24 protein-coding genes are annotated in these 22621 nt (G+C 60.0%); 14 read left to right on the top strand and 10 right to left on the bottom strand.

The genetic code is table 11. The features are described 5' to 3' along the window. Positions 1 to 35 precede the first annotated feature (35 nt). Both PspCFBP13508_RS21475 and PspCFBP13508_RS21470 read left to right on the top strand, forming a co-directional pair. Positions 36 to 464, top strand: coding sequence for a DUF4160 domain-containing protein (locus PspCFBP13508_RS21475; protein ID WP_133339128.1), 429 nt, complete (start codon positions 36 to 38; stop codon positions 462 to 464). After that, on the top strand, positions 461 to 907 hold the full coding sequence (locus tag PspCFBP13508_RS21470; RefSeq protein WP_122706020.1) for a DUF2442 domain-containing protein: 447 nt from the start codon (positions 461 to 463) through the stop codon (positions 905 to 907). Before PspCFBP13508_RS21475 ends, PspCFBP13508_RS21470 begins: the two co-directional genes overlap by 4 nt. 54 nt (positions 908 to 961) lie before the next feature. Here PspCFBP13508_RS21470 and trmA read toward each other — a convergent pair whose 3' ends face one another. Together trmA and PspCFBP13508_RS21460 are read right to left on the bottom strand one after the other, a co-directional pair. Beyond that, on the bottom strand, positions 962 to 2041 hold the full coding sequence (trmA, locus tag PspCFBP13508_RS21465; protein ID WP_137215638.1) for a tRNA (uridine(54)-C5)-methyltransferase TrmA: 1080 nt from the start codon (positions 2039 to 2041) through the stop codon (positions 962 to 964). Further along, positions 2038 to 3333 carry an NCS2 family permease gene (locus tag PspCFBP13508_RS21460; RefSeq protein WP_016773083.1) on the bottom strand — a complete coding sequence of 432 codons (1296 nt, stop codon included), beginning with the start codon at positions 3331 to 3333 and terminating at the stop codon, positions 2038 to 2040. Before PspCFBP13508_RS21460 ends, trmA begins: the two co-directional genes overlap by 4 nt. A gap of 220 nt (positions 3334 to 3553) precedes the next feature. Between PspCFBP13508_RS21460 and PspCFBP13508_RS21455 the strand changes: the two genes are divergently transcribed. Further along, a complete protein-coding gene (locus PspCFBP13508_RS21455) occupies positions 3554 to 4000 on the top strand; it encodes a DUF4879 domain-containing protein (protein WP_130912641.1) in 447 nt (148 codons plus the stop codon). A 67-nt stretch (positions 4001 to 4067) separates the two neighbouring features. Further along, on the top strand, positions 4068 to 4619 hold the full coding sequence (locus PspCFBP13508_RS21450; protein ID WP_137215637.1) for a DJ-1 family glyoxalase III: 552 nt from the start codon (positions 4068 to 4070) through the stop codon (positions 4617 to 4619). Positions 4620 to 4623: 4 nt separating this feature from the next. Here PspCFBP13508_RS21450 and PspCFBP13508_RS21445 read toward each other — a convergent pair whose 3' ends face one another. Next, positions 4624 to 4911 (bottom strand): HigA family addiction module antitoxin, encoded by a 288-nt coding sequence (locus PspCFBP13508_RS21445; protein WP_130912639.1) that lies wholly within the window; start codon positions 4909 to 4911, stop codon positions 4624 to 4626. Between the two features lie 177 nt (positions 4912 to 5088). Continuing rightward, the gene (locus PspCFBP13508_RS21440; protein WP_137215636.1) at positions 5089 to 6324 is read right to left on the bottom strand and encodes an MFS transporter; all 1236 of its coding nucleotides are present in this window, start codon (positions 6322 to 6324) and stop codon (positions 5089 to 5091) included. Between the two features lie 470 nt (positions 6325 to 6794). Here PspCFBP13508_RS21440 and PspCFBP13508_RS21435 point away from each other — a divergent pair, with 470 nt between their 5' ends. The 3 genes from PspCFBP13508_RS21435 (at position 6795) to PspCFBP13508_RS21425 (ending at position 9503) form a co-directional block, all read left to right on the top strand. Beyond that, on the top strand, positions 6795 to 8240 hold the full coding sequence (locus tag PspCFBP13508_RS21435; RefSeq protein WP_137215635.1) for a cytochrome ubiquinol oxidase subunit I: 1446 nt from the start codon (positions 6795 to 6797) through the stop codon (positions 8238 to 8240). A gap of 3 nt (positions 8241 to 8243) precedes the next feature. Next, positions 8244 to 9251 carry a cytochrome d ubiquinol oxidase subunit II gene (gene cydB, locus PspCFBP13508_RS21430; RefSeq protein ID WP_016773089.1) on the top strand — a complete coding sequence of 336 codons (1008 nt, stop codon included), beginning with the start codon at positions 8244 to 8246 and terminating at the stop codon, positions 9249 to 9251. A gap of 84 nt (positions 9252 to 9335) precedes the next feature. Beyond that, a complete protein-coding gene (locus PspCFBP13508_RS21425) occupies positions 9336 to 9503 on the top strand; it encodes a DUF2474 domain-containing protein (protein WP_137215634.1) in 168 nt (55 codons plus the stop codon). A gap of 72 nt (positions 9504 to 9575) precedes the next feature. On the opposite strand, the gene PspCFBP13508_RS21420 is transcribed toward PspCFBP13508_RS21425, so the two are convergent. Then, the gene (locus PspCFBP13508_RS21420; RefSeq protein ID WP_137215633.1) at positions 9576 to 10700 is read right to left on the bottom strand and encodes a class I SAM-dependent methyltransferase; all 1125 of its coding nucleotides are present in this window, start codon (positions 10698 to 10700) and stop codon (positions 9576 to 9578) included. A 174-nt stretch (positions 10701 to 10874) separates the two neighbouring features. Further along, entirely contained in the window at positions 10875 to 11585 is a 711-nt protein-coding gene (locus PspCFBP13508_RS21410) for an autoinducer binding domain-containing protein (protein WP_178084503.1), read from the bottom strand. 313 nt (positions 11586 to 11898) lie between these two features. Here PspCFBP13508_RS21410 and PspCFBP13508_RS21405 point away from each other — a divergent pair, with 313 nt between their 5' ends. Next, complete coding sequence (locus PspCFBP13508_RS21405; RefSeq protein WP_137215631.1) at positions 11899 to 12675, top strand: ferredoxin--NADP reductase; 777 nt, start codon at positions 11899 to 11901, stop codon at positions 12673 to 12675. A 45-nt stretch (positions 12676 to 12720) separates the two neighbouring features. On the opposite strand, the gene mscL is transcribed toward PspCFBP13508_RS21405, so the two are convergent. Further along, complete coding sequence (mscL, locus tag PspCFBP13508_RS21400; protein WP_024014404.1) at positions 12721 to 13134, bottom strand: large-conductance mechanosensitive channel protein MscL; 414 nt, start codon at positions 13132 to 13134, stop codon at positions 12721 to 12723. Between the two features lie 285 nt (positions 13135 to 13419). Between mscL and katB the strand changes: the two genes are divergently transcribed. The 3 genes from katB to radA are packed head-to-tail and all read left to right on the top strand — an operon-like array spanning position 13420 to position 16982. Next, complete coding sequence (gene katB / locus PspCFBP13508_RS21395; protein WP_137215630.1) at positions 13420 to 14961, top strand: catalase KatB; 1542 nt, start codon at positions 13420 to 13422, stop codon at positions 14959 to 14961. A 60-nt stretch (positions 14962 to 15021) separates the two neighbouring features. After that, complete coding sequence (locus PspCFBP13508_RS21390; protein WP_137215629.1) at positions 15022 to 15567, top strand: ankyrin repeat domain-containing protein; 546 nt, start codon at positions 15022 to 15024, stop codon at positions 15565 to 15567. Between the two features lie 47 nt (positions 15568 to 15614). Then, positions 15615 to 16982 carry a DNA repair protein RadA gene (radA, locus tag PspCFBP13508_RS21385; RefSeq protein ID WP_007963764.1) on the top strand — a complete coding sequence of 456 codons (1368 nt, stop codon included), beginning with the start codon at positions 15615 to 15617 and terminating at the stop codon, positions 16980 to 16982. 114 nt (positions 16983 to 17096) lie between these two features. Here radA and PspCFBP13508_RS21380 read toward each other — a convergent pair whose 3' ends face one another. Then, the gene (locus PspCFBP13508_RS21380) at positions 17097 to 17465 is read right to left on the bottom strand and encodes a PilZ domain-containing protein (RefSeq protein ID WP_130912633.1); all 369 of its coding nucleotides are present in this window, start codon (positions 17463 to 17465) and stop codon (positions 17097 to 17099) included. Between the two features lie 159 nt (positions 17466 to 17624). On the opposite strand from PspCFBP13508_RS21380, the gene PspCFBP13508_RS21375 reads away from it, so the two are divergent. The 3 genes from PspCFBP13508_RS21375 (at position 17625) to yjiA (ending at position 21034) form a co-directional block, all read left to right on the top strand. Next, entirely contained in the window at positions 17625 to 19691 is a 2067-nt protein-coding gene (locus PspCFBP13508_RS21375) for a carbon starvation CstA family protein (protein WP_016773099.1), read from the top strand. Positions 19692 to 19706: 15 nt separating this feature from the next. Further along, entirely contained in the window at positions 19707 to 19904 is a 198-nt protein-coding gene (locus PspCFBP13508_RS21370; RefSeq protein ID WP_003228401.1) for a YbdD/YjiX family protein, read from the top strand. A 152-nt stretch (positions 19905 to 20056) separates the two neighbouring features. Next, complete coding sequence (gene yjiA / locus PspCFBP13508_RS21365; protein ID WP_137215628.1) at positions 20057 to 21034, top strand: GTPase; 978 nt, start codon at positions 20057 to 20059, stop codon at positions 21032 to 21034. A 113-nt stretch (positions 21035 to 21147) separates the two neighbouring features. On the opposite strand, the gene PspCFBP13508_RS21360 is transcribed toward yjiA, so the two are convergent. Together PspCFBP13508_RS21360 and PspCFBP13508_RS21355 are read right to left on the bottom strand one after the other, a co-directional pair. After that, positions 21148 to 21852, bottom strand: coding sequence for a GntR family transcriptional regulator (locus PspCFBP13508_RS21360; RefSeq protein ID WP_137215627.1), 705 nt, complete (start codon positions 21850 to 21852; stop codon positions 21148 to 21150). An 18-nt stretch (positions 21853 to 21870) separates the two neighbouring features. Next, positions 21871 to 22575, bottom strand: a complete 705-nt coding sequence (locus PspCFBP13508_RS21355; RefSeq protein WP_130912630.1) for a FadR/GntR family transcriptional regulator — start codon at positions 22573 to 22575, stop codon at positions 21871 to 21873. Positions 22576 to 22621 lie beyond the last annotated feature (46 nt).

Raw genomic sequence — 22621 nt, 5'->3', positions numbered from 1 at the left:
ATCTTGAAATCCATTAACCTAACGGATGGGTTAGCATGAAGATATGCAGCTACAAGGGAATGTCGATTCGCATCATGTTGAGAGACGAACACTGCCCACCGCACGCCCATGTAGATGGGGGTGCCTGGAATGCCCGCTTCCGGTTCAGCTTCTGGCACAACGAAGTTGATCTGTGGGATGTCGTGCCGTTGTCCCGACGACCACCGCTCACTGTGCTTAACGGCTTGTGTCTGTCACTTGGACAACCGGCGCATTTGCGTAGAGCACGAGGGATCTGGTGGTCGGCCGTGAAGACCGCTTGTCTCGATAATCAGATATGGGACTGCCAGGCAAACGAAGTGCCCGTAATGAAACCAGTCACCGACGAGACCTACAGGATCGGATCGGCGCGCTATGACCCCGATGAAGACAAAGTGCTGCTGTCCTTGATCGGCAAATTGGAAGGAGTTGAGATCGAATTATGAAGGTCATCAAGGCAAAACCGTCGGTGCATCGCCCCCTGACGGAAGAGATGCTCGATGCCGCCATCACACTTGGCGAAGTACGACAGGCCAATAGTTTGCAGGCCGTGTCAGTGAGTTTCGAAGAATCCTCTTTGGTCATTCGTTTCGAGGACGGCAGCGGTGTGTTGCTTCCGGTGAAGCTGTATCCCGAATTCGCGGGGTTCGAAGCGGCCGATTATGCAAGTCTGACGATCGGCTTCGCCGGCACTGCGCTGTGCCATGAGGGCAAGGATCTGGATATTTCCATTGCCGGAATGATTTCAGCGAGCCCGCCGCTTATGCGGATGGCCGCGTCGGTCGTCGCCTCGCGCAACGGGCGTCAAAGCAGTGCTGCCAAATCTGCAGCCGCACGAGCCAATGGCAAGAAAGGCGGGCGTCCACGCAAAACTGATATTGCGCCATAGCACCCACAAAAAAGCCGTCAATCATGACGGCTTTTGCGTATCAGATACCCGCAATCAACGCCGGGTCAGCAGCACACCGGATTCCATGTGATGGGTCCACGGGAACTGGTCAAACATCGCGCACTTTGTAATGCGGTGGGTGTCATGCAACTGGGCGATGTTGGCCGCCAGGGTGTCCGGGTTGCAGGAGATGTAGAGGATATTGTCGAAGCGCCGGGTCAGTTCGCAGGTGTCCGGGTCCATGCCGGCGCGTGGTGGGTCGACGAAGACGCTGCCGAATTCGTAGCTCTTCAGATCGATGCCGTGCAGGCGACGGAACGGGCGCACTTCGTTGAGCGCTTCGGTCAGCTCCTCGGCGGACAAACGCACCAGCGTGACGTTATCCACAGCGTTTTCGCTGAGATTGCTCAGGGCCGCGTTGACCGAAGTCTTGCTGATCTCGGTGGCGAGCACTTTGCGCACGCGAGTCGCCAGCGGCAGGGTGAAGTTACCGTTGCCGCAGTACAGCTCGAGCAGATCGTCGCTGCGATCGCCCAAGGCTTCGTATGCCCAATTGAGCATCTTCTGGTTCACCGTGCCGTTGGGCTGGGTGAACGCGCCTTCGGGCTGGCGATAGCTGAAGGTGCGGCCGCCGACTTCGAGTTTCTCGACGACATAGTCCTGGCCGAGCACTTCGCGCTTGCCCTTGGAGCGGCCGATGATGCTCACGCCCAGATCTGCCGACAACTGAGTTGCCGCCGCATGCCAGTGCTCGTCCAGCGGACGGTGATAGCAAAGGGTGATCATCGCGTCGCCGGCCAGCGTGGTCAGGAATTCGACCTGGAACAGCTTGTGGCTCAGCGCCGAACTGGCTTGCCACGCGGCCTTCAACTGCGGCATCAACTGGTTGATGCGCAGGCTGGCAATCGGAAATTCCTCGATGAGGATCGGCGTGCGCTTGTCGTCCTGGGAGAACATCGCGTAATGCCGTTCGCCGCCCTCGCGCCACAGGCGGAATTCGGCGCGCAGGCGGAAGTTCTGCAGCGGCGAGTCAAACACCGTCGGCTCGGGTGCATCGAAAGGTGCCAGCAGTTCACGCAAACGCGTGACCTTGGCTTCGAGTTGTTCGGCGTAGGCTTGGGAATCGAAAGTCATGCGTTGAACCAACCCAACTTGATCACAAACAGAATCGACAGGATCACCAGCGCCGGGTTCAGCTCACGGGCACGGCCGGACAGCAGCTTGATGGCAGTCCAGGCGATGAAGCCGAAGGCGATGCCGTTGGCGATCGAATAGGTGAACGGCATCGCCAGTGCGGTGACCACAACCGGTGCTGCCACGGTGATGTCGTCCCAGTCTATTTCCGCCAGGCCCGAAGTCATCAGCACGGCGACGAACAGCAGCGCTGGCGCGGTGGCGAATGCCGGAACGCTGGCCGCCAGGGGCGAGAAGAACAGCGCCAGCAGGAACAGGATTGCCACGACGATGGCGGTCAGGCCCGTGCGGCCACCGGCACTGACGCCGGCAGCGGATTCGATGTAACTGGTGGTGGTCGAAGTACCCAGCAGCGAGCCGGCCATGGCCGCCGTGCTGTCGGCGATCAGCGCGCGGCCCATTTTCGGCATGTGGCCGTCCTTGCCCATCAGGCCGGCGCGCTTGGCGACGCCGATCAGGGTCCCGGAGTTGTCGAACAGGTCGACGAACAGGAAAGCGAAGATCACGCTGACCAGACCGATGTCCAGCGCACCTTTGATGTCCAGTTGCAGGAAGGTCGGCGCCAGCGACGGCGGCATTGACATGATGCCGCCGAACTCGGTGACGTTCAGTACGATCGAGGCGATGGTTACGGCGAGAATGCCGATCAGCACCGCGCCGCGCACCTTCAGTGCTTCGAGAGCTACGATCACGGCAAAGCCGACGGTCGCCAGAATCGGTGCCGGCTTGGTCAGATCGCCGAGGCCGACCATGGTCGCCGGGTTGCTGACCACGATACCCGCGTTGTGCAGGGCGATCAGCGCCAGGAACAGGCCGATACCGGCGGCGATCGCCGAGCGCAGTGGCAGCGGAATGGCGTTGATGATCCATTCACGGATGCGGAAGATCGACAGCAGGAAAAACAGCACGGCGGAAATGAACACCGCACCCAGCGCCACCTGCCAGGTGTGGCCCATGTGCAGCACCACGGTGTAGGTAAAGAAGGCGTTCAGGCCCATGCCCGGAGCGAGAGCAATCGGGTAGTTGGCGATCAGGCCCATCACGGTCGAGCCGATGGCGGCCGCCAGGCAGGTGGCGACAAAGATCGCGCCTTTGTCCATGCCGGTCTCGCCGAGGATGCTCGGGTTGACGAACAGAATGTAAGCCATGGCCAGGAAAGTCGTGACGCCCGCAAGAATTTCGGTGCGCACGTTGGTGTTGTGTGCCTTGAGTTGAAACAGCCTTTCCAGCATGTCTGCTCCCCGTGGCGCGCGTGGCGCCGTGAATGTATCGACCTCAACAGCAAAGCACAGACCGTCGCAAGCGCCTGGAAAATTGTCGTGGGCCGGAAAAAGCCGCGCATCATACCAGCCGCGTGAGGAATTTGGCGGATGTTGGTGTCGATCGTCGGCGAAGTTTTGCGCAGCCGACAACTGCGCCATACTGCGCGCTGATTTTTTGGAGTGGGCAGGCATGCGCAACGGTTGGATCAGGATTTTCGGATGGATTGCAGCACTGCTGCTGACAGCTCCGGCGTTCGCGGCCTCGGCGCCTCCGCTCACCGAGGTGAAGGTGATTAAGGTTCAATCACCGTCCTGCGGCCTGGAAGATATTGCCGATAACCAGCCGCAAACCCAGTGCAATCACAGCGGTCCGAACATCAAGGTCTACGTGCTGGAAGTCGGCTATGGCCAGAATCAGCCACACGTGACTCTGGATGGCTTCGAGGTCAACGGCACCCGAGGCCCGGTGTGCGCCTTCGATAATGGCAACCTCACCGAGTGCACGCCTGGCAGCAAAACCGTCGGTTCTCTTTATACCTTCGATCTGGCCGGCAAACAGGAAGGCACCTTCAGCTTCAGCAACACCTCGATCAACGCTCCGCGCAACACGCTATCGACCCAGCTTTACATCAAGTAACGGCTGTCTTCGAACAGGGTGGGACAAAGCTGACTACGCTTTACAGACCACCCAGCGGAAAGCGCCCATGACTTCCAGAGCCCTGATTGCCCTCGCCGAGGGCATCGACGATTTGCAAAGCGTGACCCTGATCGACGTGCTGCGCCGCGCCGGCATCGAAGTGGTCGCCGCCAGCATCGAAGGCCGGCGCATGCTGACCTGCGCGCGCGGCACCCGCCTGACCGCCGATGGCATGCTGGTCGATGTGCTCGCGCAGAGCTTCGACCTGATCGTGCTGCCGGGCGGTGCCGTCGGCTCGCAGCATCTGGCGGCGCATCAGCCCTTGCAGCAGTTGCTCAAGGACCAGGCCAGCGCCGGCCGCCTGTTCGCCGCCATCGGCGAAGCTCCGGCTCTCGCGCTGCAAGCATCAGGCGTGCTGCGCCAGCGACGCATGACCTGCCTGCCCGGCGCCAGCCATCAGTTGTCCGGCTGTACGTTTGCTGATCAACCGGTGGTGGTCGACGGCAACTGCATCACCGCCCAAGGCTCGGGCGCGGCGCTGGAATTTGCCTTGACCCTGGTCGAGCAGCTCAGTGGCAAGGCATTGCGGGCGAGGGTGGCGGGGGAGTTGATGGCCTGAAGGATCAGCCGTGGGCAGCGATGGGTTCAATCTTCGGTTGCTCGCGATGCTCTGCTTGCCACAGGTCGTAGTCGGTTTGAACTCCTAGCCACACGCGCGCCTTGCCAATCCCTGCACGCTCAAGTCGCACTGCCAGGTCCGGGCTGATCGGTGCGTGTCCGTGCAGCACGCGAGAAAGGTGAGGGCGCGCAAAACCCAGATGCCGGGCCAACTCGCTCACACTGAGGCCAAGCTCAGGCAAGACATCCAGCAGCAAGGTTTCACCGGGGTGTGGCGGGTTGTGCATGGGCATGAGCCTGCCTCCTGTCAGTGGTAGTCCAGATAATCGACCAATTCGATATCCGAACCGACAAAACAGGATTTGATCATGGCGGCGAGTGTAAGGCGATACATTACACTCAGTGCGGTAACTTTGTACCGCACGTTGTCGTTTGATATGTGCTGAGCAGGTGAGTTTTTTCCAAAAAACTCAGGCCTTCTCTTCCACCGGCACATGCATCCGGTCCCGATTTGCCAACGTCGGAAACAGTTTGATCCACGTCCCCGTCACTACCAGCGTGCCGATCCCGCCCATGACCACTGCCGGCACGGTGCCGAACCAGTGGGCGGTGAGGCCGGATTCGAATTCGCCCAACTGGTTGGAAGCGCCGATGAACAAGCCATTGACCGCGCTGACCCGGCCGCGCATTTCGTCGGGGGTTTCCAGTTGTACGAACGAGGCACGGATGACCATGCTGATCATGTCCGCTGCGCCGAGCACCACCAGCACCGCCAGCGAGAACCAGAACGAGGTCGACAGACCAAACGCGATGGTGGCGACGCCGAAGACGCCGACGGCGGTGAACATCACCCGGCCGACATTGCGTTCCACGGCAAATCGCGCGAGAAACAGCGATATCAGCAATGCACCCACCGCCGGCGCCGAGCGCAACAGGCCAAGGCCCCACGGGCCGGTCAGCAGAATGTCCTTGGCGAACACCGGCAGCAACGCCGTGGCGCCGCCGAGCAACACGGCGAACAAGTCCAGGGAGATCGCGCCGAGGATGTCCGGGCGGCTGCGGATGAAGCGAATCCCCGCCAGCAGCGAGTCCAGCGTGGCTTTGCCTTTATTCAATGGCGTCTGGCGTGCCGGCAGGTTGAGCATCAGCGAACAGGCGATCACGTACAGCAGCACGGTCGGGCCGTAGACCCAGACGCTGCCGAATGCATACAGCAAGCCGCCGAGGGCCGGCGCGACGATAGTGGCCGACTGTTGCGCCGATTGCGCGGCGGCAACTGCGCGGGGAAAAAGCGCACTGGGGACGATGCTGGGCAGCAGCGCCTGTGTCGTTGGCATTTCGAACGAACGAGCGGCGCCGAGCAGAAAGGCAAGGATGAAAATCATCTCGCGAGTGACATTGTCGCTGGCGCTGCCGATAGCCAGCGCCAAGGCAATCAACGCCTGCAACGACTGGCAAAGCGCGGCGACCTTGCGCCGGTCATAGCGATCCGCGACATGCCCGGTGTGCAGCATGAACAGCACGCGCGGGGCGAATTCGACCAGCCCGACCAAACCTAGATCCAGCACGTTGCCGGTCAGTTGATACAGGTTCCAGCCGATCGCCACTGTAAGCATCTGAAAACCGCTGGCGGTGAAAATCCGCGCCAGCCAGAAAGCCAGGAACGGACGATGGTGACGTAACAGCAGGGGCTCTTGTGTGGGCATCTGAAGGCAGGTCTTGGACGAGTGAACGGCGAGATTATCACCAGTCTGTAACAGGAAGTTGCTACGAGAAACAATTCACTTAGCCAGACATTGATCTTTCATGCTGACAATCAACCCTGTGGTGAGGGGATTTATCCCCGTTCGGCTGCGCAGCAGTCGTCGCTTCGAGATTTTGGCGCCGCTGCGCGACCCAACGGGGATAAATCCCTTGGCCACAGGAGAGTGAGGCAACTTGTCACGCGGCAAACCACCACGCAGTTCATTGGCAGAAATGGGACTACTCTTTCAACGTTGCTTGATCCAGATCAAGACCCCGACCGGAACTGATCTGGCGGCCATTTGGCCAGACTCCCTGCGTTGCGATGGTTGCAAAAAAAGAACGAATCCGAATTCGCCGCACTCCATATCCGTGGGGGCAGTGGTGCAGGCCTCCGGGCCAGCTACCCGTATTACCTGACAGAGGAAGCCATATGTTCGGTTTAGAGGCTCTCGATCTCGCCCGAATTCAGTTCGCGTTCACCATCTCGTTCCACATTCTGTTCCCGGCCATCACCATTGGCCTGGCGAGTTACCTGGCAGTGCTCGAAGGTTTGTGGCTGAAGACCCGCAACGACACCTACCGCGATCTCTACCATTTCTGGTCGAAGATTTTTGCCGTCAACTTCGGCATGGGCGTGGTTTCCGGGCTGGTCATGGCCTATCAGTTCGGCACCAACTGGAGTCGGTTCTCCGACTTCGCCGGTGCCGTCACCGGGCCGTTGCTGACTTATGAAGTGCTCACAGCGTTCTTCCTCGAGGCCGGTTTTCTTGGCGTGATGCTGTTCGGCTGGAACAAGGTCGGGCGCGGCCTGCACTTCTTCTCGACGGTGATGGTGGCGATCGGCACGCTGATTTCGACCTTCTGGATTCTCGCCTCCAACAGCTGGATGCAGACCCCGCAAGGCTTTGAAATCGTCAACGGTCAGGTGATCCCCACCGACTGGCTGGCAATCATCTTCAACCCGTCATTCCCTTACCGGCTGATGCACATGGCCACGGCCGCGTTCGTCGCGACGGCGTTCTTCGTCGGCTCGTCGGCGGCCTGGCACCTGCTGCGCGGCAGGGACAACCCGGCGATCCGCACCATGCTGTCGATGGCGATGTGGATGGCGTTGATCGTCGCGCCGATCCAGGCAGTGATCGGCGACTTCCACGGTCTCAACACGCTCAAGCATCAGCCAGCGAAAATCGCCGCGATCGAAGGCCACTGGGAAAACCATGGCGACGAGGCGACGCCGCTGATCCTGTTCGGCTGGCCGGACATGAAAGAAGAACGCACCAAGTTCGCAGTGGAGATTCCCTACCTCGGCAGCCTGATCCTCACCCACTCGCTGGACAAGCAAGTGCCGGCACTGAAGGAATTCCCGCCGGAAGACCGGCCGAATTCGACCATCGTGTTCTGGTCGTTCCGGATCATGGTCGGCCTCGGTTTCCTGATGATCTTCACCGGGTTGTGGAGCCTGTGGCTGCGCAAGCGTGAGTCGCTGTATACCTCGCGGCCGTTCCTGCATCTGGCCTTGTGGATGGGGCCGTCCGGCCTGATCGCGATTCTCGCCGGGTGGTTCACCACGGAAATCGGCCGTCAGCCATGGGTGGTCTACGGCTTGATGCGCACTGCCGATGCTTCGTCCAACCACAGCTTCATGCAGATGAGCATCACCCTGATCATGTTCGTCGTGGTCTATTTCGCCCTGTTCGGCGCCGGTCTCGGCTACATGATGCGTCTGGTACGCAAAGGGCCGAAGATCAGCGAAGGCAGCGAAACGCCGGACGGTGGTCCAGGCAAGAAACGCACCCCGGCGCGTCCGCTGTCCGCAGCCGACGATCCGGCCGAGGGCGAGCACGAAGACAACACTCGCTTGACCAAGGAGATTTGACTCATGGGTATCGATCTTCCGCTGATCTGGGCCGTGATCATCATCTTCGGCATCATGATGTACGTGGTCATGGACGGCTTCGACCTGGGCATCGGCATTCTCTTCCCGTTCGTACCCGGCAAGACCGATCGCGACGTGATGATGAACACGGTCGCGCCAGTCTGGGACGGCAACGAAACCTGGCTGGTGCTGGGTGGCGCGGCGTTGTTCGGCGCCTTCCCGCTGGCCTATTCGGTGGTGTTGTCGGCGCTGTACCTGCCGCTGATCTTCATGCTCATGGGCCTGATCTTTCGCGGCGTGGCCTTCGAGTTCCGCTTCAAGGCCAAGGATGAAAAACGTCACCTGTGGGACAAGGCATTTATCGGTGGTTCGATCGCCGCGACGTTCTTTCAGGGCGTGGCGCTCGGTGCGTTCATCGATGGTTTGCCGGTGGTCAACCGCCAGTTCGCCGGCGGTTCCCTGGACTGGCTGACGCCGTTCACGCTGTTCTGCGGTGCGGCGCTGGTGGTGGCCTATGCCTTGCTCGGCTGTACTTGGCTGATCATGAAAACCGAAGGCAAGTTGCAGGAGCAGATGCATGATCTGGCGCGGCCGCTGGCGTTTGTCCTGCTGGCAGTGATCGGTATCGTCAGCCTGTGGACACCGCTGTCACATCCGGAAATCGCTTCGCGCTGGTTCAGCATGCCGAATCTGTTCTGGTTCATGCCGGTGCCGATTCTGGTGCTGGTCACCTTGTACGGCCTGATTCGCGCGGTGGCACGTAATGCCAACTACACGCCGTTCCTGCTGACCCTGGTGCTGATCTTCCTCGGCTACAGCGGCTTGGGTATCAGCCTGTGGCCGAACATCGTGCCGCCGTCGATCTCGATCTGGGACGCCGCCGCGCCGCCGCAAAGTCAGGGCTTCATGCTGGTCGGCACGCTGTTCATCATTCCGTTCATCCTCGGTTACACCTTCTGGAGCTACTACGTATTCCGCGGCAAGGTCACCCACGAAGACGGTTACCACTAATCCCATGCTGGGCTTGCCCTGTGGGAGCGAGCCTGCTGGCGAAGGCGTCCGCAGTGACGCCTTGGCTTAACGGAGATCGATGCAATGAACGGCAAACATTCCCTGCACGACATTGAAGAAGCCGAAAAAAAGCCGCTGTGGCAGCGGCTCGGCTGGTTGGCCCTGATCTGGGTTGGCAGTGTCGGCGTGTTGTTCATCGCCGCCAGCCTGATGCGCATGTTCATGAATGCCGCAGGTTTGACCACCCACTGAAACATCCCGTCCCGGCGCCTTCGGGTACGGGTTTGCAACCCTCCTCACGGAGGGTTTTTTTATGCCGCAGATTTATTTGCGCGCCTTGAGGATGACGAATTTCGGCGTGGCCGCGACTTGCTCGACACCGCGGAACAGGCGCGCCAGTTTGCTGTGATAGCCCAGATGCCGGTTGCCGACGATGTACAGTGCACCGCCGACCACCAGCGCCTCGCGCGCCTGCTGGAACATGCGCCAGGCGAGGAAATCGCCGACCACCTGCTGCTGATGGAACGGTGGGTTGCACAGCACCACGTCCAGCGACTGCGGCGCCTGCCCGGCAAGACCATCGCCAGCGCGCACGATCACGTCGCGATCGGCCAATGCCGCGCGCCAGTTTTCGGCAGCCGATTGCACCGCCATGAACGATTCGTCGACCAGCGTGTAATGCGCATCCGGGTTCTGCAAGGCGCTGGCGATTGCCAGAACACCGTTGCCGCAACCGAGGTCGGCGACCCGTGCGCTGCCAAGGTTTTTCGGCAGATGCGGCAGAAACGCGCGGGTGCCGATGTCGAGGCCTTCGCGGCAGAATACGTTGGCGTGGTTGAGCAGTTCGATCGCCGGTTCGTCGAGGCGATAGCGGGTCGGGTAAGGAGACGTGGCGGGCGCTTTGCTTTCAGGTGTGGCGATCAGCAATCGCGCCTTTTTCACTGCCAGCGACGCCTGTACCGGGCCAATGTAGCGCTCGAGCAGATCGCCGGCAGCGCGCGGCAGATGCTTGACCATGGCGGCGGCGATCACTTGCGCGCCGGGAGCGAGTTGTCCTTGCAGGCGGATCAACTGCTCTTCCAATAGCGCCAGCGTCTTGGGAACGCGGATCAGCACCCGGTCAAACGGCCCCACCAAAGGCTCGCTTGCCGGAATCGGACGGATTGCATCGAACGCCTGGCTGTTGCGCAGCAGATTCTTTTCCAGCCCAACGAAACCCAGGAACGAGTCGCCGCTGCTGCTGACTTCGACCTTGCCCAGCAGACTGATCGCCAGGGCGCCAAAGCTGTCATTGAGCACCAGCACGCGGGTACTGCTCGCCAGTTGTTCGCTGGCGAGATGATTGAGCAGGTATTCGTCTGCCGCGTCGAATGCTTGCAGCGGTTCATTCTGCTGTTCGGGCTGGCGGATCAGGTCGAGTTGGGCGAAAGGCGTTTCGAGCAAAGGCATGGGACGGGGACTCAGGATATTCGGCAGATATCCCGTGGCCTGGATGTCGTGCGACGGGATCCGACCGAGTGGACTGCGATGCAAGCGGTATGCGTCATCACTCGGAAAGGCCTGAATGGTACGTTTTTTTGCGGGCAAATACTTGCAGGATTACCGCGCGATAACGTTCAGCTGTCAGATGATCCCGGCCCGAGCGGCGGCAATCACTGCGGAAATCTTGTTGCAGACGTTGAATTTTTCGATGACGTTTTGTACCTGATAGTTAACGGTGCGTTCGCTCAGGCTGAGGATTCGCGAAATGTCGTGAGCGGTCTTGCCCATGGCGGAAAGTTTCATGATTTCCAGCTCCCGGGACGATAGCCTGGGCCTGCTGGGCTTGTCCTGTATTGGAACGGTGCGCGCATATAATTCGCTGAAGTGTCGGTTGGCGAAGAACAGATAACCGTAATGCTCATATAGCTCGAGCGGGCTGATCGGGCAGTGGGTCCGGGCCAGGCTGATGATGCTGCACAAACCGCTGGCTTCGTCATGAAACGCTTGCGACCAGCCATGCTGCAGCCCGTTGTTTTTCAACGCCTGCCACAACTCGGGCGCATCAGTGAAAACTCTTTCTTCCCAAACGATCGGCAATATTGAGTGATTGCAATGCGCTATTACGGGATCGATGTTGCGGTAGTTTTCTTTGTTGTACTGGGTGTTCCATTCTTTCGGGTAATTATTGATTTGCAATGCGTTCAGATGAACTTCGCGATTGGGTGAGGTGACCGCGATGGCGCAGAAATTAAAACCCAGGTTTTCGGCAAATCTCAGCAGGATCGGATAAGCCGCCTCTATGCCCTTGGCAAATGTCAATTGTTTGAGTTGTGATTCCTTCCACGTTTCCATGAGCTTTCGCCTCCATGTCCTGATAGCGGGGCGCCGAATGGATCCAAAAGACCCGGCACGAATCGAAGTGTAGGATCATTCCGAAGAATTGCCTTACATTATTTCGAGATTTATATCTGAAGGTTATTCATAAAGCGTTCTTAGCAATACAGCCTGTTATATTCAGATTGCCATCTCAAGTTATTACTTTAAATACGACCTTGACAACATATCGAATGCGCAACGCAGATCCTGGTAATACCATTACCAATCACGGGTGTTTGGCAGCGCGATTTTGCGGGACACTGTGGGCAATCGTTTCAAGGAGTGCCTCATGACTGCCAGTGCCGAGAAGTACACCACCCAGACCTTGCTCGATGTGCAACCGTTGACGCCGAACCTGTTCACGCTGCGCACCAGCCGCGATCCCGGTTTTCGCTTCCGTGCCGGCCAGTTCGCCCGGCTGGGCGTCACCAAGGCCGATGGCAGTACGGTCTGGCGCGCCTATTCGATGGTGTCGTCGCCGTTCGACGAGTTTCTCGAGTTCTTTTCCATCGTCGTGCCGGGCGGCGAATTCACCAGTGAGCTGAGCCGGCTACAGGTTGGCGACAGCTTGATGGTCGAGCGCCAGGCGTTCGGCTATCTCACTCTGGATCGCTTTGTCGACGGCCGAGACCTGTGGTTATTGTCGACCGGCACCGGGGTGGCGCCGTTTCTGTCGATCCTGCAGGACTTCGAGGTCTGGGAGAAATTCGAGCGGATCATTCTGGTTTACAGCGTGCGGGAGGCGCGGGAACTGGCTTACCAGGAGTTGATCGCCGGGTTGGCGCAACGTGACTATCTGAGCGAATACGTCCACAAGTTGCAGTTCATCCCTACCGTGACCCGCGAAGCCCATCCAGGCGCGTTGCAGGGCCGGATTACCACGTTGATCGAAAATGGCGAGCTGGAGCGAGCGGCAGGAGTTGAGCTCTCGCCAGAGCATTCGCGGGTGATGCTGTGCGGCAATCCGCAGATGATCGACGACACCCGCGCCTTGCTGAAACAGCGCGACATGCGCCTGAGCCTGACGCGCAAGCCGGGGCAGGTCGCGGTGGAGAATTACTGGTAACGAAAACGGCACCCGCGGGTGCCGTTTCAATGTGTAGCGAATGCCTCAGGGCCGCTCGTTCTGCGCTTTGAGCAGGTCGCGGATTTCGCCCAGCAGTTGCTCTTCCTTGCTCGGGATCGGCGGCGCGGTCGGCGCCACGGCTTCTTCGCGCTTGAGGCGGTTGATGGCTTTGACGCCCATGAAGATCGCGAAAGCGACAATCACGAAATCCAGCACCGTCTGCAGGAATTTGCCGTAAGCCAGCACCACTGCGGGCGCATCGCCCTGGGCCGCTTTGAGCGTGACAGCCAGATCACTGAAGTCCACCCCACCGATCAACAGGCCAATCGGCGGCATGATCACGTCGCCGACAAACGACGAAACGATCTTGCCGAACGCCGCGCCGATGATGATACCGACGGCCATGTCGACCACATTGCCTTTGACCGCGAAGGCCTTGAACTCGCTAAGCACGCCCATAGTTATTTCCTTGTTACAGATGAGTTTGGTGGTGGCAGTGTAAATCAGCGAAACGCCTCCTGCGCGAAACACCTTCTTACAATGCCCGTTTTTATCGACACATCAATTGACGATTAGTTTGCAAAATGCCAGCAATCGCGCGCGGAATACGCGCTAACCCGCTGACGTGAAAGCCAATTTCTTCAATCATGGCGTTACGTTCTTTCTATTTATGTTCCTCGGCACGGGCCTCTAGCCTTGTTGTGGCGCACCTGGATGCGCCCAATAAAACCAGAGGAACCTGATATGACTTCCGCTCTTGGACTGGGGGCTTTTCCCCATCGCCGCACTCTCGGCGTTCTCACCGCCAGCCTGCTGACCTTCTCGGTCAACGCCGCCCCGCTGACCCGCGATAACGGCGCTGCTGTTGGTGACAATCAGAACTCGCAAACCGCCGGCGCCACTGGCCCGGTCCTGCTGCAGGATGTGCAACTGATCCAGAAGCTGCAGCGCTTCGACCGTGAGCGCATCCCCGAGCGCGTGGTACATGCACGCGGTACCGGCGCTCATGGCACCTTCACCGTGACCGATGACCTCAGCGACCTGAGCAAGGCCAAGGTATTCGCCGCGGGCCAGAGCACGCCGGTGTTCGTGCGCTTCTCGGCGGTGGTGCATGGCAACCATTCCCCGGAAACCCTGCGCGACCCGCGCGGCTTCGCCACCAAGTTCTACACCGCTGACGGCAATTGGGATCTGGTCGGCAACAACTTCCCGACATTCTTCATCCGTGATGCGATCAAATTCCCGGACATGGTCCACGCCTTCAAACCCGATCCGCGCACCAACCTCGACGACGATTCGCGCCGGTTCGATTTCTTCTCCCATGTACCGGAAGCCACCCGCACACTGACCGAGTTGTATTCCAACTACGGTACTCCGGCCAGTTATCGGGAGATGGATGGCAATGGCGTTCATGCCTACAAACTGATCAATGCAAAAAATGAAGTTCACTATGTGAAGTTTCACTGGAAGAGCTTGCAGGGGATTAATAATCTGCGGCCAAAACAGGTCGGCAAAGTTCAGGGTCAGGATTACAGCCATATGACCAATGACCTGGTCAGCAATATCAACAAAGGCAACTTTCCGAAGTGGGACTTGTACGTGCAAGTTCTCAAGCCGCAGGATTTGTCCAAGTTTGATTTCGATCCATTGGATGCAACCAAGATCTGGCCGGGTATTCCCGAACGCAAAGTTGGACAAATGGTCCTGAACCGCAATCCGGCGAATGTATTCCAGGAAACCGAACAAGTGGCCATGGCACCAGCCAACGTAGTTCCGGGTATCGAACCTTCGGAAGATCGTCTGTTGCAGGGGCGAGTGTTCTCTTATGCCGACACGCAGATGTATCGCCTCGGCGCCAACGCTCTGCAATTGCCGATCAATGCACCGAAAACCGCAGTGAACAATGGCAATCAGGATGGCGCGATGAATTTTGGCGCCAGCCAGTCCGGCGTCAACTACCAGCCAAGCCGCCTGCAACCGCGTGAAGAGACGCCAGCGGCGCGTTACAGCCAGTCGGCGCTGGCGGGCAGCACCCAACAGGCGAAGATTCAGCGTGAGCAGAACTTCAAGCAGGCCGGTGACCTGTATCGCTCGTACAGCAAGCAGGAACGTCGCGACCTGATCGACAGCTTCGGCGGTTCGCTGGCGACAACCGATGACGAAAGCAAGCACATCATCCTGTCCTTTCTGTACAAGGCCGATCCTGAATATGGCACTGGCGTGACCGAAGTGGCCAAGGGCGACCTCAGCCGCGTGAAAGCACTTGCGGCCAAACTGACCGACTGACAGCGATGCAGCGCACGCGAGGGCCAGTGCGGCCTCGCGTGTGTTCAAGGAGAGAGCCTGATGCGTATTTTTCTTTTATGGTCGGCCGCGTGCCTGTCGTTCACCGTCTGGGCGGCACCTGACGAGCAAAGCCCCGAGGCAATCAAGGCGCAGTTGCAGGATTACTACTTCGACGCCGCCCGCCGCGGCGACGTACCGATGCTCGAGACCTTTATCGAGTCCGGCTATTCCCTCGATACCCGCGACAGCAAGGGTTACACCGCACTGATTCTGGCGGCTTATCACGGTCAGGCGCCGGCGGTTGAGCGACTGTTGGCAGCGGGCGCGGATGCCTGTGCACAGGACCAGCGCGGCAACACGGCGCTGATGGGCGCGATTTTCAAAGGCGAGTTGCAGATCGCCCGGCGCCTGATGGCCACCGATTGCAGCCCCGACCAACGTAACGGCGCCGGGCAGACCGCGGCGATGTACGCCGGGCTGTTCAAGCGTCTGGAATTGCTCGACGCCTTGCAGGCCAAGGGCGCCGACCTCAACGCCGAGGATCCGCTGGGCAACAGTGCCGCGCGTCTGGCCAGCGGCGAAATCCGTACCGCTGCGCCGCGCTGATCGGCGATGGCTGCGTTATCATCGCGTCTTTTGTTCCGGGGGTTCTGATGGCCAAGGCCAAGCGCATGTACGGCTGCACCGAGTGCGGCGCAACCTTTCCCAAGTGGGCCGGGCAGTGCGGCGAGTGCGGTGCCTGGAACACCCTGACCGAAACCATGATCGAAAGCGGCGGCGCCACGGCCCCCACCGGGCGCACCGGTTGGGCTGGCCAGCAGGCACAGATCAAGACGCTCGCCGAAGTCAGCATCGAAGAGATTCCACGTTTTTCCACCGCGTCCGGTGAGCTCGACCGCGTGCTCGGCGGCGGGCTGGTCGATGGCTCGGTGGTGCTGATCGGCGGTGATCCGGGGATCGGCAAGTCGACAATCCTGCTCCAGACCCTGTGCAATCTGGCCAAAAGCATGCCGGCGCTGTACGTCACTGGTGAGGAATCCCAGCAGCAAGTGGCCATGCGTGCACGCCGTCTCGGCCTGCCGCAGGATCAACTGCGGGTGATGACCGAAACCTGCATCGAAACCATCATCGCCACCGCCCGCCAGGAAAAGCCCAAGGTGATGGTGATCGACTCGATCCAGACCATCTTCACCGAACAACTGCAATCGGCGCCGGGCGGCGTATCCCAGGTGCGCGAGAGCGCGGCGTTGCTGGTGCGTTACGCCAAACAGAGCGGCACGGCGATCTTCCTCGTCGGCCACGTCACTAAAGAAGGTGCGCTGGCCGGTCCGCGTGTTCTGGAACACATGGTCGACACGGTGCTGTATTTCGAAGGTGAATCCGATGGTCGTCTGCGTCTGCTGCGGGCGGTGAAAAACCGTTTCGGCGCGGTCAACGAGTTGGGCGTGTTCGGCATGACCGACAAGGGCCTGAAAGAAGTCTCCAACCCATCGGCGATTTTTCTTACCCGTGCTCAGGAAGAAGTCCCGGGCAGTGTGGTCATGGCGACGTGGGAAGGCACCCGGCCGATGTTGGTGGAAGTGCAGGCGCTGGTCGATGACAGCCATCTGGCCAACCCGCGTCGGGTGACGTTGGGTCTGGATCAGAACCGATTGGCGATGTTGCTCGCGGTGTTGCACCGTCATGGTGGGATCCCGACCCACGATCAGGACGTGTTCCTCAACGTGGTCGGTGGCGTGAAGGTGCTGGAGACGGCGTCGGACCTGGCGTTGATGGCGGCGGTGATGTCGAGTTTGCGCAACCGGCCGTTACCGCATGATCTGTTGGTGTTCGGCGAAGTCGGCCTGTCCGGCGAAGTGCGCCCGGTGCCGAGTGGGCAGGAGCGATTGAAGGAAGCGGCCAAGCATGGCTTCAAACGCGCGATCGTGCCCAAGGGCAACGCACCGAAGGAAGCGCCTCCCGGCTTGCAGATCATCGCCGTGACGCGCCTTGAACAAGCCCTTGACGCACTCTTCGAATAACCCCAATCACCTGTGTAGGAGCTGCCGAAGGCTGCGATCTTTTGATCTTGCTTTTAAAAGACCAGGATCAAAAGATCGCAGCCTTCGGCAGCTCCTACAGTGGGCCGGTTTTGATCAGATTTCGATCAGCGCACCCAATTCCCGCTCAAGCTCCTGCGGATCACCGAGGTTGAACTCGATCAATCGGCGCAGGCGCTGGATCGACTCCAGGCTGATATGCCGGCAGATGAACCCCAAGTGGCCGTTTTCCTCGTGGGCCAGATGCACGTCCATCTCGATATCGACGTCTTCGCTCAAATGAATGTCGACTAAGAAGTCCTGCTCTTTATCCCCGAGCCACGGCTCCGGTCGTTCGATCAACAGACCCTTGAGCGACAGGTCGATCAGTTTGACCGGCCAAATGTACTCGCCCTGTTTCAGCTCGGTTCGGGCATCGAACGCAATACGTTTGAAACGACGTCGATTGGCGGGGTGCTCGCTCATGGCGCAATCCTCATGAAGGTTCGCTGACTATAGACCGCGAATGCGGGCGCCAGCCAATCGCTCAAGCGTCTAGACCTATGTCGGGGTATGGCCTTTGGCGCCGTAAGCGCTAAACTCGGGGTGGCTGTCTTTCTTGTCCACCCTGGCTGGAATAATAAAATGAAAAATAATAATAGCCTGCTGCGCCACTTACCCTGGCTCGTGCTGGCAATCGTAGGAGCGTGCGCCCTGGGCGTAGTGGCATTGCGCCGCGGCGAGGCGATCAACGCCTTGTGGATTGTGGTCGCTGCCGTGGCCATTTATCTGGTTGCGTACCGTTACTACAGTCTGTTCATCGCCAACAACGTGATGCAACTGGATCCACGTCGGGCCACCCCCGCCGTGCTCAACAACGATGGTCTGGACTATGTGCCGACCAACAAACACATTCTTTTCGGTCACCACTTCGCGGCCATCGCTGGCGCGGGGCCACTGGTCGGTCCGGTGCTGGCGGCGCAGATGGGGTATCTGCCCGGCACACTCTGGCTGATAGCCGGTGTGGTGCTGGCGGGCGCGGTGCAGGACTTCATGGTCCTGTTCATGTCGACCCGACGCAACGGCCGTTCCCTGGGCGATATGGTGCGTGAAGAAATGGGCCGGATCCCCGGCACTATCGCGCTGTTCGGCTGCTTCCTGATCATGATCATCATCCTCGCGGTGCTGGCGCTGATCGTGGTCAAGGCCCTCGCCGAGAGCCCTTGGGGCATCTTCACCGTGATGGCGACCATCCCGATCGCGATGTTCATGGGTATCTACATGCGCTACATCCGTCCGGGCCGCATCGGCGAAATCTCCGTGGTCGGTGTGTTGCTGCTGCTCGGCTCGATCTGGCTGGGCGGGCAGATCGCTGCCGATCCGGTATGGGCCAAAGCCTTTACCTTCACCGGTGTGCAGATCACCTGGATGCTGGTCGGTTACGGTTTCGTCGCCGCGTCGCTGCCGGTGTGGCTGATCCTGGCGCCGCGTGACTACCTGTCGACCTTCCTCAAGATCGGCACCATCGTCGCCCTGGCGATCGGCATCCTGATCACCATGCCCGAGCTGAAAATGCCGGCGCTGACCCAGTTCGTCGACGGCACCGGCCCGGTGTGGAAGGGCGGTCTGTTCCCGTTCCTTTTCATCACCATTGCCTGCGGCGCGGTATCGGGTTTCCACGCGCTGATCTCGTCGGGCACCACGCCGAAGCTGCTGGATAACGAAACCAACGCCCGCTACATCGGGTACGGCGGCATGCTGATGGAATCGTTCGTGGCGATCATGGCCATGGTTGCCGCTTCGGTGATCGAGCCGGGCGTGTACTTCGCCATGAACAGCCCGGCCGCAGTCGTCGGCAGTGACGTCGCTTCGGTGGCGCAGGTTGTCACGAGCTGGGGCTTTGCGATTACGCCGGAAGCGCTGCAAGCGGTTGCCCATGACATCGGCGAAACCACCATTCTGGCTCGCGCCGGTGGTGCGCCGACCCTGGCGGTCGGTATTGCGCAGATCCTGCACAGTGTCCTGCCGGGTGAAAACACCATGGCGTTCTGGTACCACTTCGCGATCCTGTTCGAAGCGCTGTTCATCCTCACCGCTGTGGACGCCGGCACCCGTGCCGGCCGCTTCATGCTGCAGGACCTGCTCGGCTCCTTCGTACCGGCGCTGAAACGCACCGAATCGTGGGGCGCCAACTTGATCGCCACCGCCGGTTGTGTGGCGATGTGGGGCTGGTTGCTGTATCAGGGCGTGATCGATCCTCTGGGCGGCATCAACACCTTGTGGCCATTGTTCGGCATCTCCAACCAGATGCTCGCCGGTATCGCGCTGATGCTTGGCACCGTGGTCCTGATCAAAATGAAGCGCCAGCGCTACATCTGGGTCACCCTGTTGCCGGCCACCTGGCTGTTGATCTGCACCACAACTGCTGGCTTCATCAAGCTGTTCGACGCCAACCCGGCGATCGGCTTCCTGTCCCTGGCCAAGAAGTACAGCGATGCGCTGGCCAACGGTCAGGTGCTGGCACCGGCAAAAAGCGTCGAGCAGATGCAGCACGTGATCTTCAACGCCTACACCAACGCCACACTCACCGCGCTGTTCCTGTTCGTGGTGTTCAGCATCCTGTTCTATGCGCTCAAGGTCGGCATCGCCGCCTGGGGCAAGAAAGAGCGTACGGATAAAGAATCGCCATTCCAGGCCCTGCCGGATGCGTAACCAGAGGATTGCAGCATGTTCAATGACCTGAGTCGCCTCGGTAAATACCTCGGTCAGGCCGCGCGCCTGATGGTCGGCATGCCCGACTACGACACCTACGTCGAGCATATGCAAACCAAACACCCGGACAAACCGGTGATGAGCTACGAGATGTTCTTTCGCGAACGTCAGGAAGCCCGTTACGGTGGCAAGGGTGGGCCGAAGTGCTGTTGAGCTGACAGCCTGCGGTTGAGGTAATCCCCTGTGGGAGCGAGCCTGCTCGCGAATACGGAGTGTCAGTTGATGAATGATTTGACTGACACACCGCTTTCGCGAGCAGGCTCGCTCCCACATTTGTTTTTGTGTTCTTTTCAGGAGATCGAGTTTTGTCTTCTCCCATTCCGGTAACGGTTCTCAGCGGTTTCCTCGGCGCCGGCAAGACCACCTTGCTGCGTCATTTATTGAAAGCCGAGCACGGCCTGAAAATCGCCGTGATCGAAAATGAATTCAGCGACGCCGGCATCGACACCCAGCTGTTGGGTGATGAGCCGGTGCAAGTCATGACCCTGGCCAACGGCTGCGTCTGCTGCACCATTCACACCGACCTGACCAAGGCGCTGTACTTGCTGCTTGAGCGCCTGGACAGTGGCGAGATCGCCTTCGATCGTCTGGTGATCGAGTGCACCGGTCTCGCGGATCCGGCGCCGGTGGCGCAGACCTTTTTCATCGATGAAGAGCTGCGCGAGCGTTATCTGCTCGACGGCATCATCACCCTGGTCGACGCCGCTCACGCCGACGTGCACCTGACCCAGACCATTGCCCAGGCGCAGATCGGTTTCGCCGATCGCTTGCTGGTGAGCAAGACCGATCTGGTCGATGAACCGACGTTCACTGCGCTGAGCGAGCGCCTTACGCGAATCAACCGCCGCGCGCCGATCCGCGTGGTCGAGCATGGCAACATCGATCTGGCCGAACTGCTGGATGTGCGCGGCTTCAACCTCAATGCTGACCTCGGCGGTGGTCTGAGCCTTCGTCCGGTGAGCAAGGCACCGTCGATCGATCGCATCTCCAGCCTGGTGTTGCGCACCGATCAGGCGCTGGATATCGATCAGCTCAGCGAGTTCATGAACGAACTGCTGGAAGAGCATGGCAAGCAATTGCTGCGTTACAAGGGCGTGCTGAACATTGCTGGCGAAGGCCGGCGCCTGGTGTTTCAGGGTGTGCTGAAACTCTACGGTTTCGACTGGGACACCGAATGGGCCGAGGGCGAGGCGCGGGAGAGTGTGATCGTGTTTATTGCCGATGATTTGCCGGAAGAGAAGATTCGGGTGGGTTTTGCCCGGGTAGCGGCGCAACAAGCCTGATATTTCAACAGCTCAGAGGGCCTCTTCGCGAGCAGGCTCGCTCCCACAGAGGATTGCATTCCTCCTGACAGAATGCGGTCTTTTGTGGGAGCGAGCCTGCTCGCGAAGGCGATCTAGCCGACAGCACAATGCCCATGGTCTGAACCCAGTAGCGTCTGCTCAAGATGATCCAGATGCCGATTCATCAACATGCCGGCCTTGGAAACATCACCTCGCTCCACAACCTCAACCAGCGCCAAATGCTCCTGCCATGCGCAACAACTGCGCGTCGAACACTGACTTCGCGCAATCGCCAACGACGTCAGCGGCACCAGACTGCGCAGAAAATGCGCCAGCGGCAAATTTCCCGCCATCCGCGCCAACTGCAGATGAAACTCACCCGACAATCGAATCGCCGCTCCGCGCCGATCCTGCTCGATGGCGCGCTTCTCACGTTCGATCAACGTGCGCAGGCCAGTCAGTTGATCTGCACGCGGACGCTGACAGGCCAACCGCACCAAGGTGTTCTCAGCCAGCCGCCGCGCATGCAAGGTCTGCCGAATCAATTCCCGGTCCGGCGCCGCCACTCGCGGCCGATGATTGGCGCGCAATACCACGATCTGTTCATGACACAACTGCGTCAGCACCCGCCGCACATCGGCACGGCTGGAATTGAACATCGCCTTCAGACTGTCCTCGGTGAACCGGCTGTCTTCATCGATACGCTGCTCGAGGATCGCATCGAGCAGTCGCGGATACAGATCTTCCGTCGGCGTGCCCAGGCGAGAGACGGGCAGGGCGGTCGATTGCGCGTGGGACGCTGAAGCGAAACTGTTCATGGCCGTTCTCCTGGCAAATCAGGTGGGCAGGTTGTCGTCCGGGATGTTCAGCTCAACGCCCATGCGCTGGCCTTCGCGCAGGATGTGCCGACGCATTTCGGCGCTGGCCTGGGCGCTGTTCTTGCTGCGGATCGCGCGGACCACGGCTTCGTTTTCTTCGAGGCGTTCGGCCAGATGTTCCGGGGAATTGCGCAACACTTCGGCGCTTTGCTTGAGGGCGTTGCTGGTCTGCTGTACCACGCTCTGGAAAATCGGGTTCGAGGTCAGCGTGAACAGTTCTTCGTGGAAGGCGATGTAGGCGCTGACCCCGGCTTCGCTGTCACCGGCCTCGAGGGCTTCGCGCATGTCCATCAGGGTCAGGCGCAACTGGCCGACTTCCTTGCTGCTGATCGATTGTGCAACCAGACCGACGATGAACGGCTCAAGGGTGTAGCGCAGTTGCAGCACGTCTTCGAGACTGGCCCCGGCGACTGCGCTGTCGTGGCTCTGGCTGTCGCTGAGTTGCGCATCGAGGACGATCACGCCTTTGCCCGGCATCGAGCGCACCAGGCCGAGGGTTTCGAGGACGATCACCGCTTCGCGCAGGCTTGGCCGGCTGATGCCCAGTTGTTCGGCCAGCTCGCGCTGGCCCGGCAGCATGTCGCCTGTGCGCCACTGGCCACGGGCCAACGCGGCGCGGAGTTTTTCCACCACTGAGTTGACGACGGTTGACGTTGTAATCACGTATTGGCTCCCGGCGCCGTGCCTGCGCATTGGCAGGCACGGCACT

It is taken from the genome of Pseudomonas sp. CFBP13508, assembly GCF_005233515.1.
Classification (GTDB): Bacteria; Pseudomonadota; Gammaproteobacteria; order Pseudomonadales; family Pseudomonadaceae; genus Aquipseudomonas; species Aquipseudomonas mercuritolerans.
Note: the sequence above shows the minus strand (reverse complement) of the source record. Positions and strands in the feature narration are given on the sequence as shown.

Excerpts from the sequence above, each read along its gene's own strand:
- trmA (WP_137215638.1), bottom strand. The coding sequence starts at position 2,041 with ATGACTTTCGATTCCCAAGCCTACGCCGAACAACTCGAAGCCAAGGTC.
- PspCFBP13508_RS21410 (WP_178084503.1), bottom strand. The coding sequence starts at position 11,585 with ATGGAAACGTGGAAGGAATCACAACTCAAACAATTGACATTTGCCAAG.
- mscL (WP_024014404.1), bottom strand. The coding sequence starts at position 13,134 with ATGGGCGTGCTTAGCGAGTTCAAGGCCTTCGCGGTCAAAGGCAATGTG.
- PspCFBP13508_RS21390 (WP_137215629.1), top strand. The coding sequence starts at position 15,022 with ATGCGTATTTTTCTTTTATGGTCGGCCGCGTGCCTGTCGTTCACCGTC.
- PspCFBP13508_RS21445 (WP_130912639.1), bottom strand. The coding sequence starts at position 4,911 with ATGCCCATGCACAACCCGCCACACCCCGGTGAAACCTTGCTGCTGGAT.
- PspCFBP13508_RS21425 (WP_137215634.1), top strand. The coding sequence starts at position 9,336 with ATGAACGGCAAACATTCCCTGCACGACATTGAAGAAGCCGAAAAAAAG.
- PspCFBP13508_RS21475 (WP_133339128.1), top strand. The coding sequence starts at position 36 with ATGAAGATATGCAGCTACAAGGGAATGTCGATTCGCATCATGTTGAGA.
- PspCFBP13508_RS21375 (WP_016773099.1), top strand. The coding sequence starts at position 17,625 with ATGAAAAATAATAATAGCCTGCTGCGCCACTTACCCTGGCTCGTGCTG.
- PspCFBP13508_RS21470 (WP_122706020.1), top strand. The coding sequence starts at position 461 with ATGAAGGTCATCAAGGCAAAACCGTCGGTGCATCGCCCCCTGACGGAA.
- radA (WP_007963764.1), top strand. The coding sequence starts at position 15,615 with ATGGCCAAGGCCAAGCGCATGTACGGCTGCACCGAGTGCGGCGCAACC.
- cydB (WP_016773089.1), top strand. The coding sequence starts at position 8,244 with ATGGGTATCGATCTTCCGCTGATCTGGGCCGTGATCATCATCTTCGGC.
- PspCFBP13508_RS21370 (WP_003228401.1), top strand. The coding sequence starts at position 19,707 with ATGTTCAATGACCTGAGTCGCCTCGGTAAATACCTCGGTCAGGCCGCG.
- PspCFBP13508_RS21435 (WP_137215635.1), top strand. The coding sequence starts at position 6,795 with ATGTTCGGTTTAGAGGCTCTCGATCTCGCCCGAATTCAGTTCGCGTTC.
- PspCFBP13508_RS21440 (WP_137215636.1), bottom strand. The coding sequence starts at position 6,324 with ATGCCCACACAAGAGCCCCTGCTGTTACGTCACCATCGTCCGTTCCTG.
- PspCFBP13508_RS21360 (WP_137215627.1), bottom strand. The coding sequence starts at position 21,852 with ATGAACAGTTTCGCTTCAGCGTCCCACGCGCAATCGACCGCCCTGCCC.
- katB (WP_137215630.1), top strand. The coding sequence starts at position 13,420 with ATGACTTCCGCTCTTGGACTGGGGGCTTTTCCCCATCGCCGCACTCTC.
- PspCFBP13508_RS21455 (WP_130912641.1), top strand. The coding sequence starts at position 3,554 with ATGCGCAACGGTTGGATCAGGATTTTCGGATGGATTGCAGCACTGCTG.
- PspCFBP13508_RS21450 (WP_137215637.1), top strand. The coding sequence starts at position 4,068 with ATGACTTCCAGAGCCCTGATTGCCCTCGCCGAGGGCATCGACGATTTG.
- PspCFBP13508_RS21420 (WP_137215633.1), bottom strand. The coding sequence starts at position 10,700 with ATGCCTTTGCTCGAAACGCCTTTCGCCCAACTCGACCTGATCCGCCAG.
- PspCFBP13508_RS21405 (WP_137215631.1), top strand. The coding sequence starts at position 11,899 with ATGACTGCCAGTGCCGAGAAGTACACCACCCAGACCTTGCTCGATGTG.
- PspCFBP13508_RS21460 (WP_016773083.1), bottom strand. The coding sequence starts at position 3,333 with ATGCTGGAAAGGCTGTTTCAACTCAAGGCACACAACACCAACGTGCGC.
- PspCFBP13508_RS21380 (WP_130912633.1), bottom strand. The coding sequence starts at position 17,465 with ATGAGCGAGCACCCCGCCAATCGACGTCGTTTCAAACGTATTGCGTTC.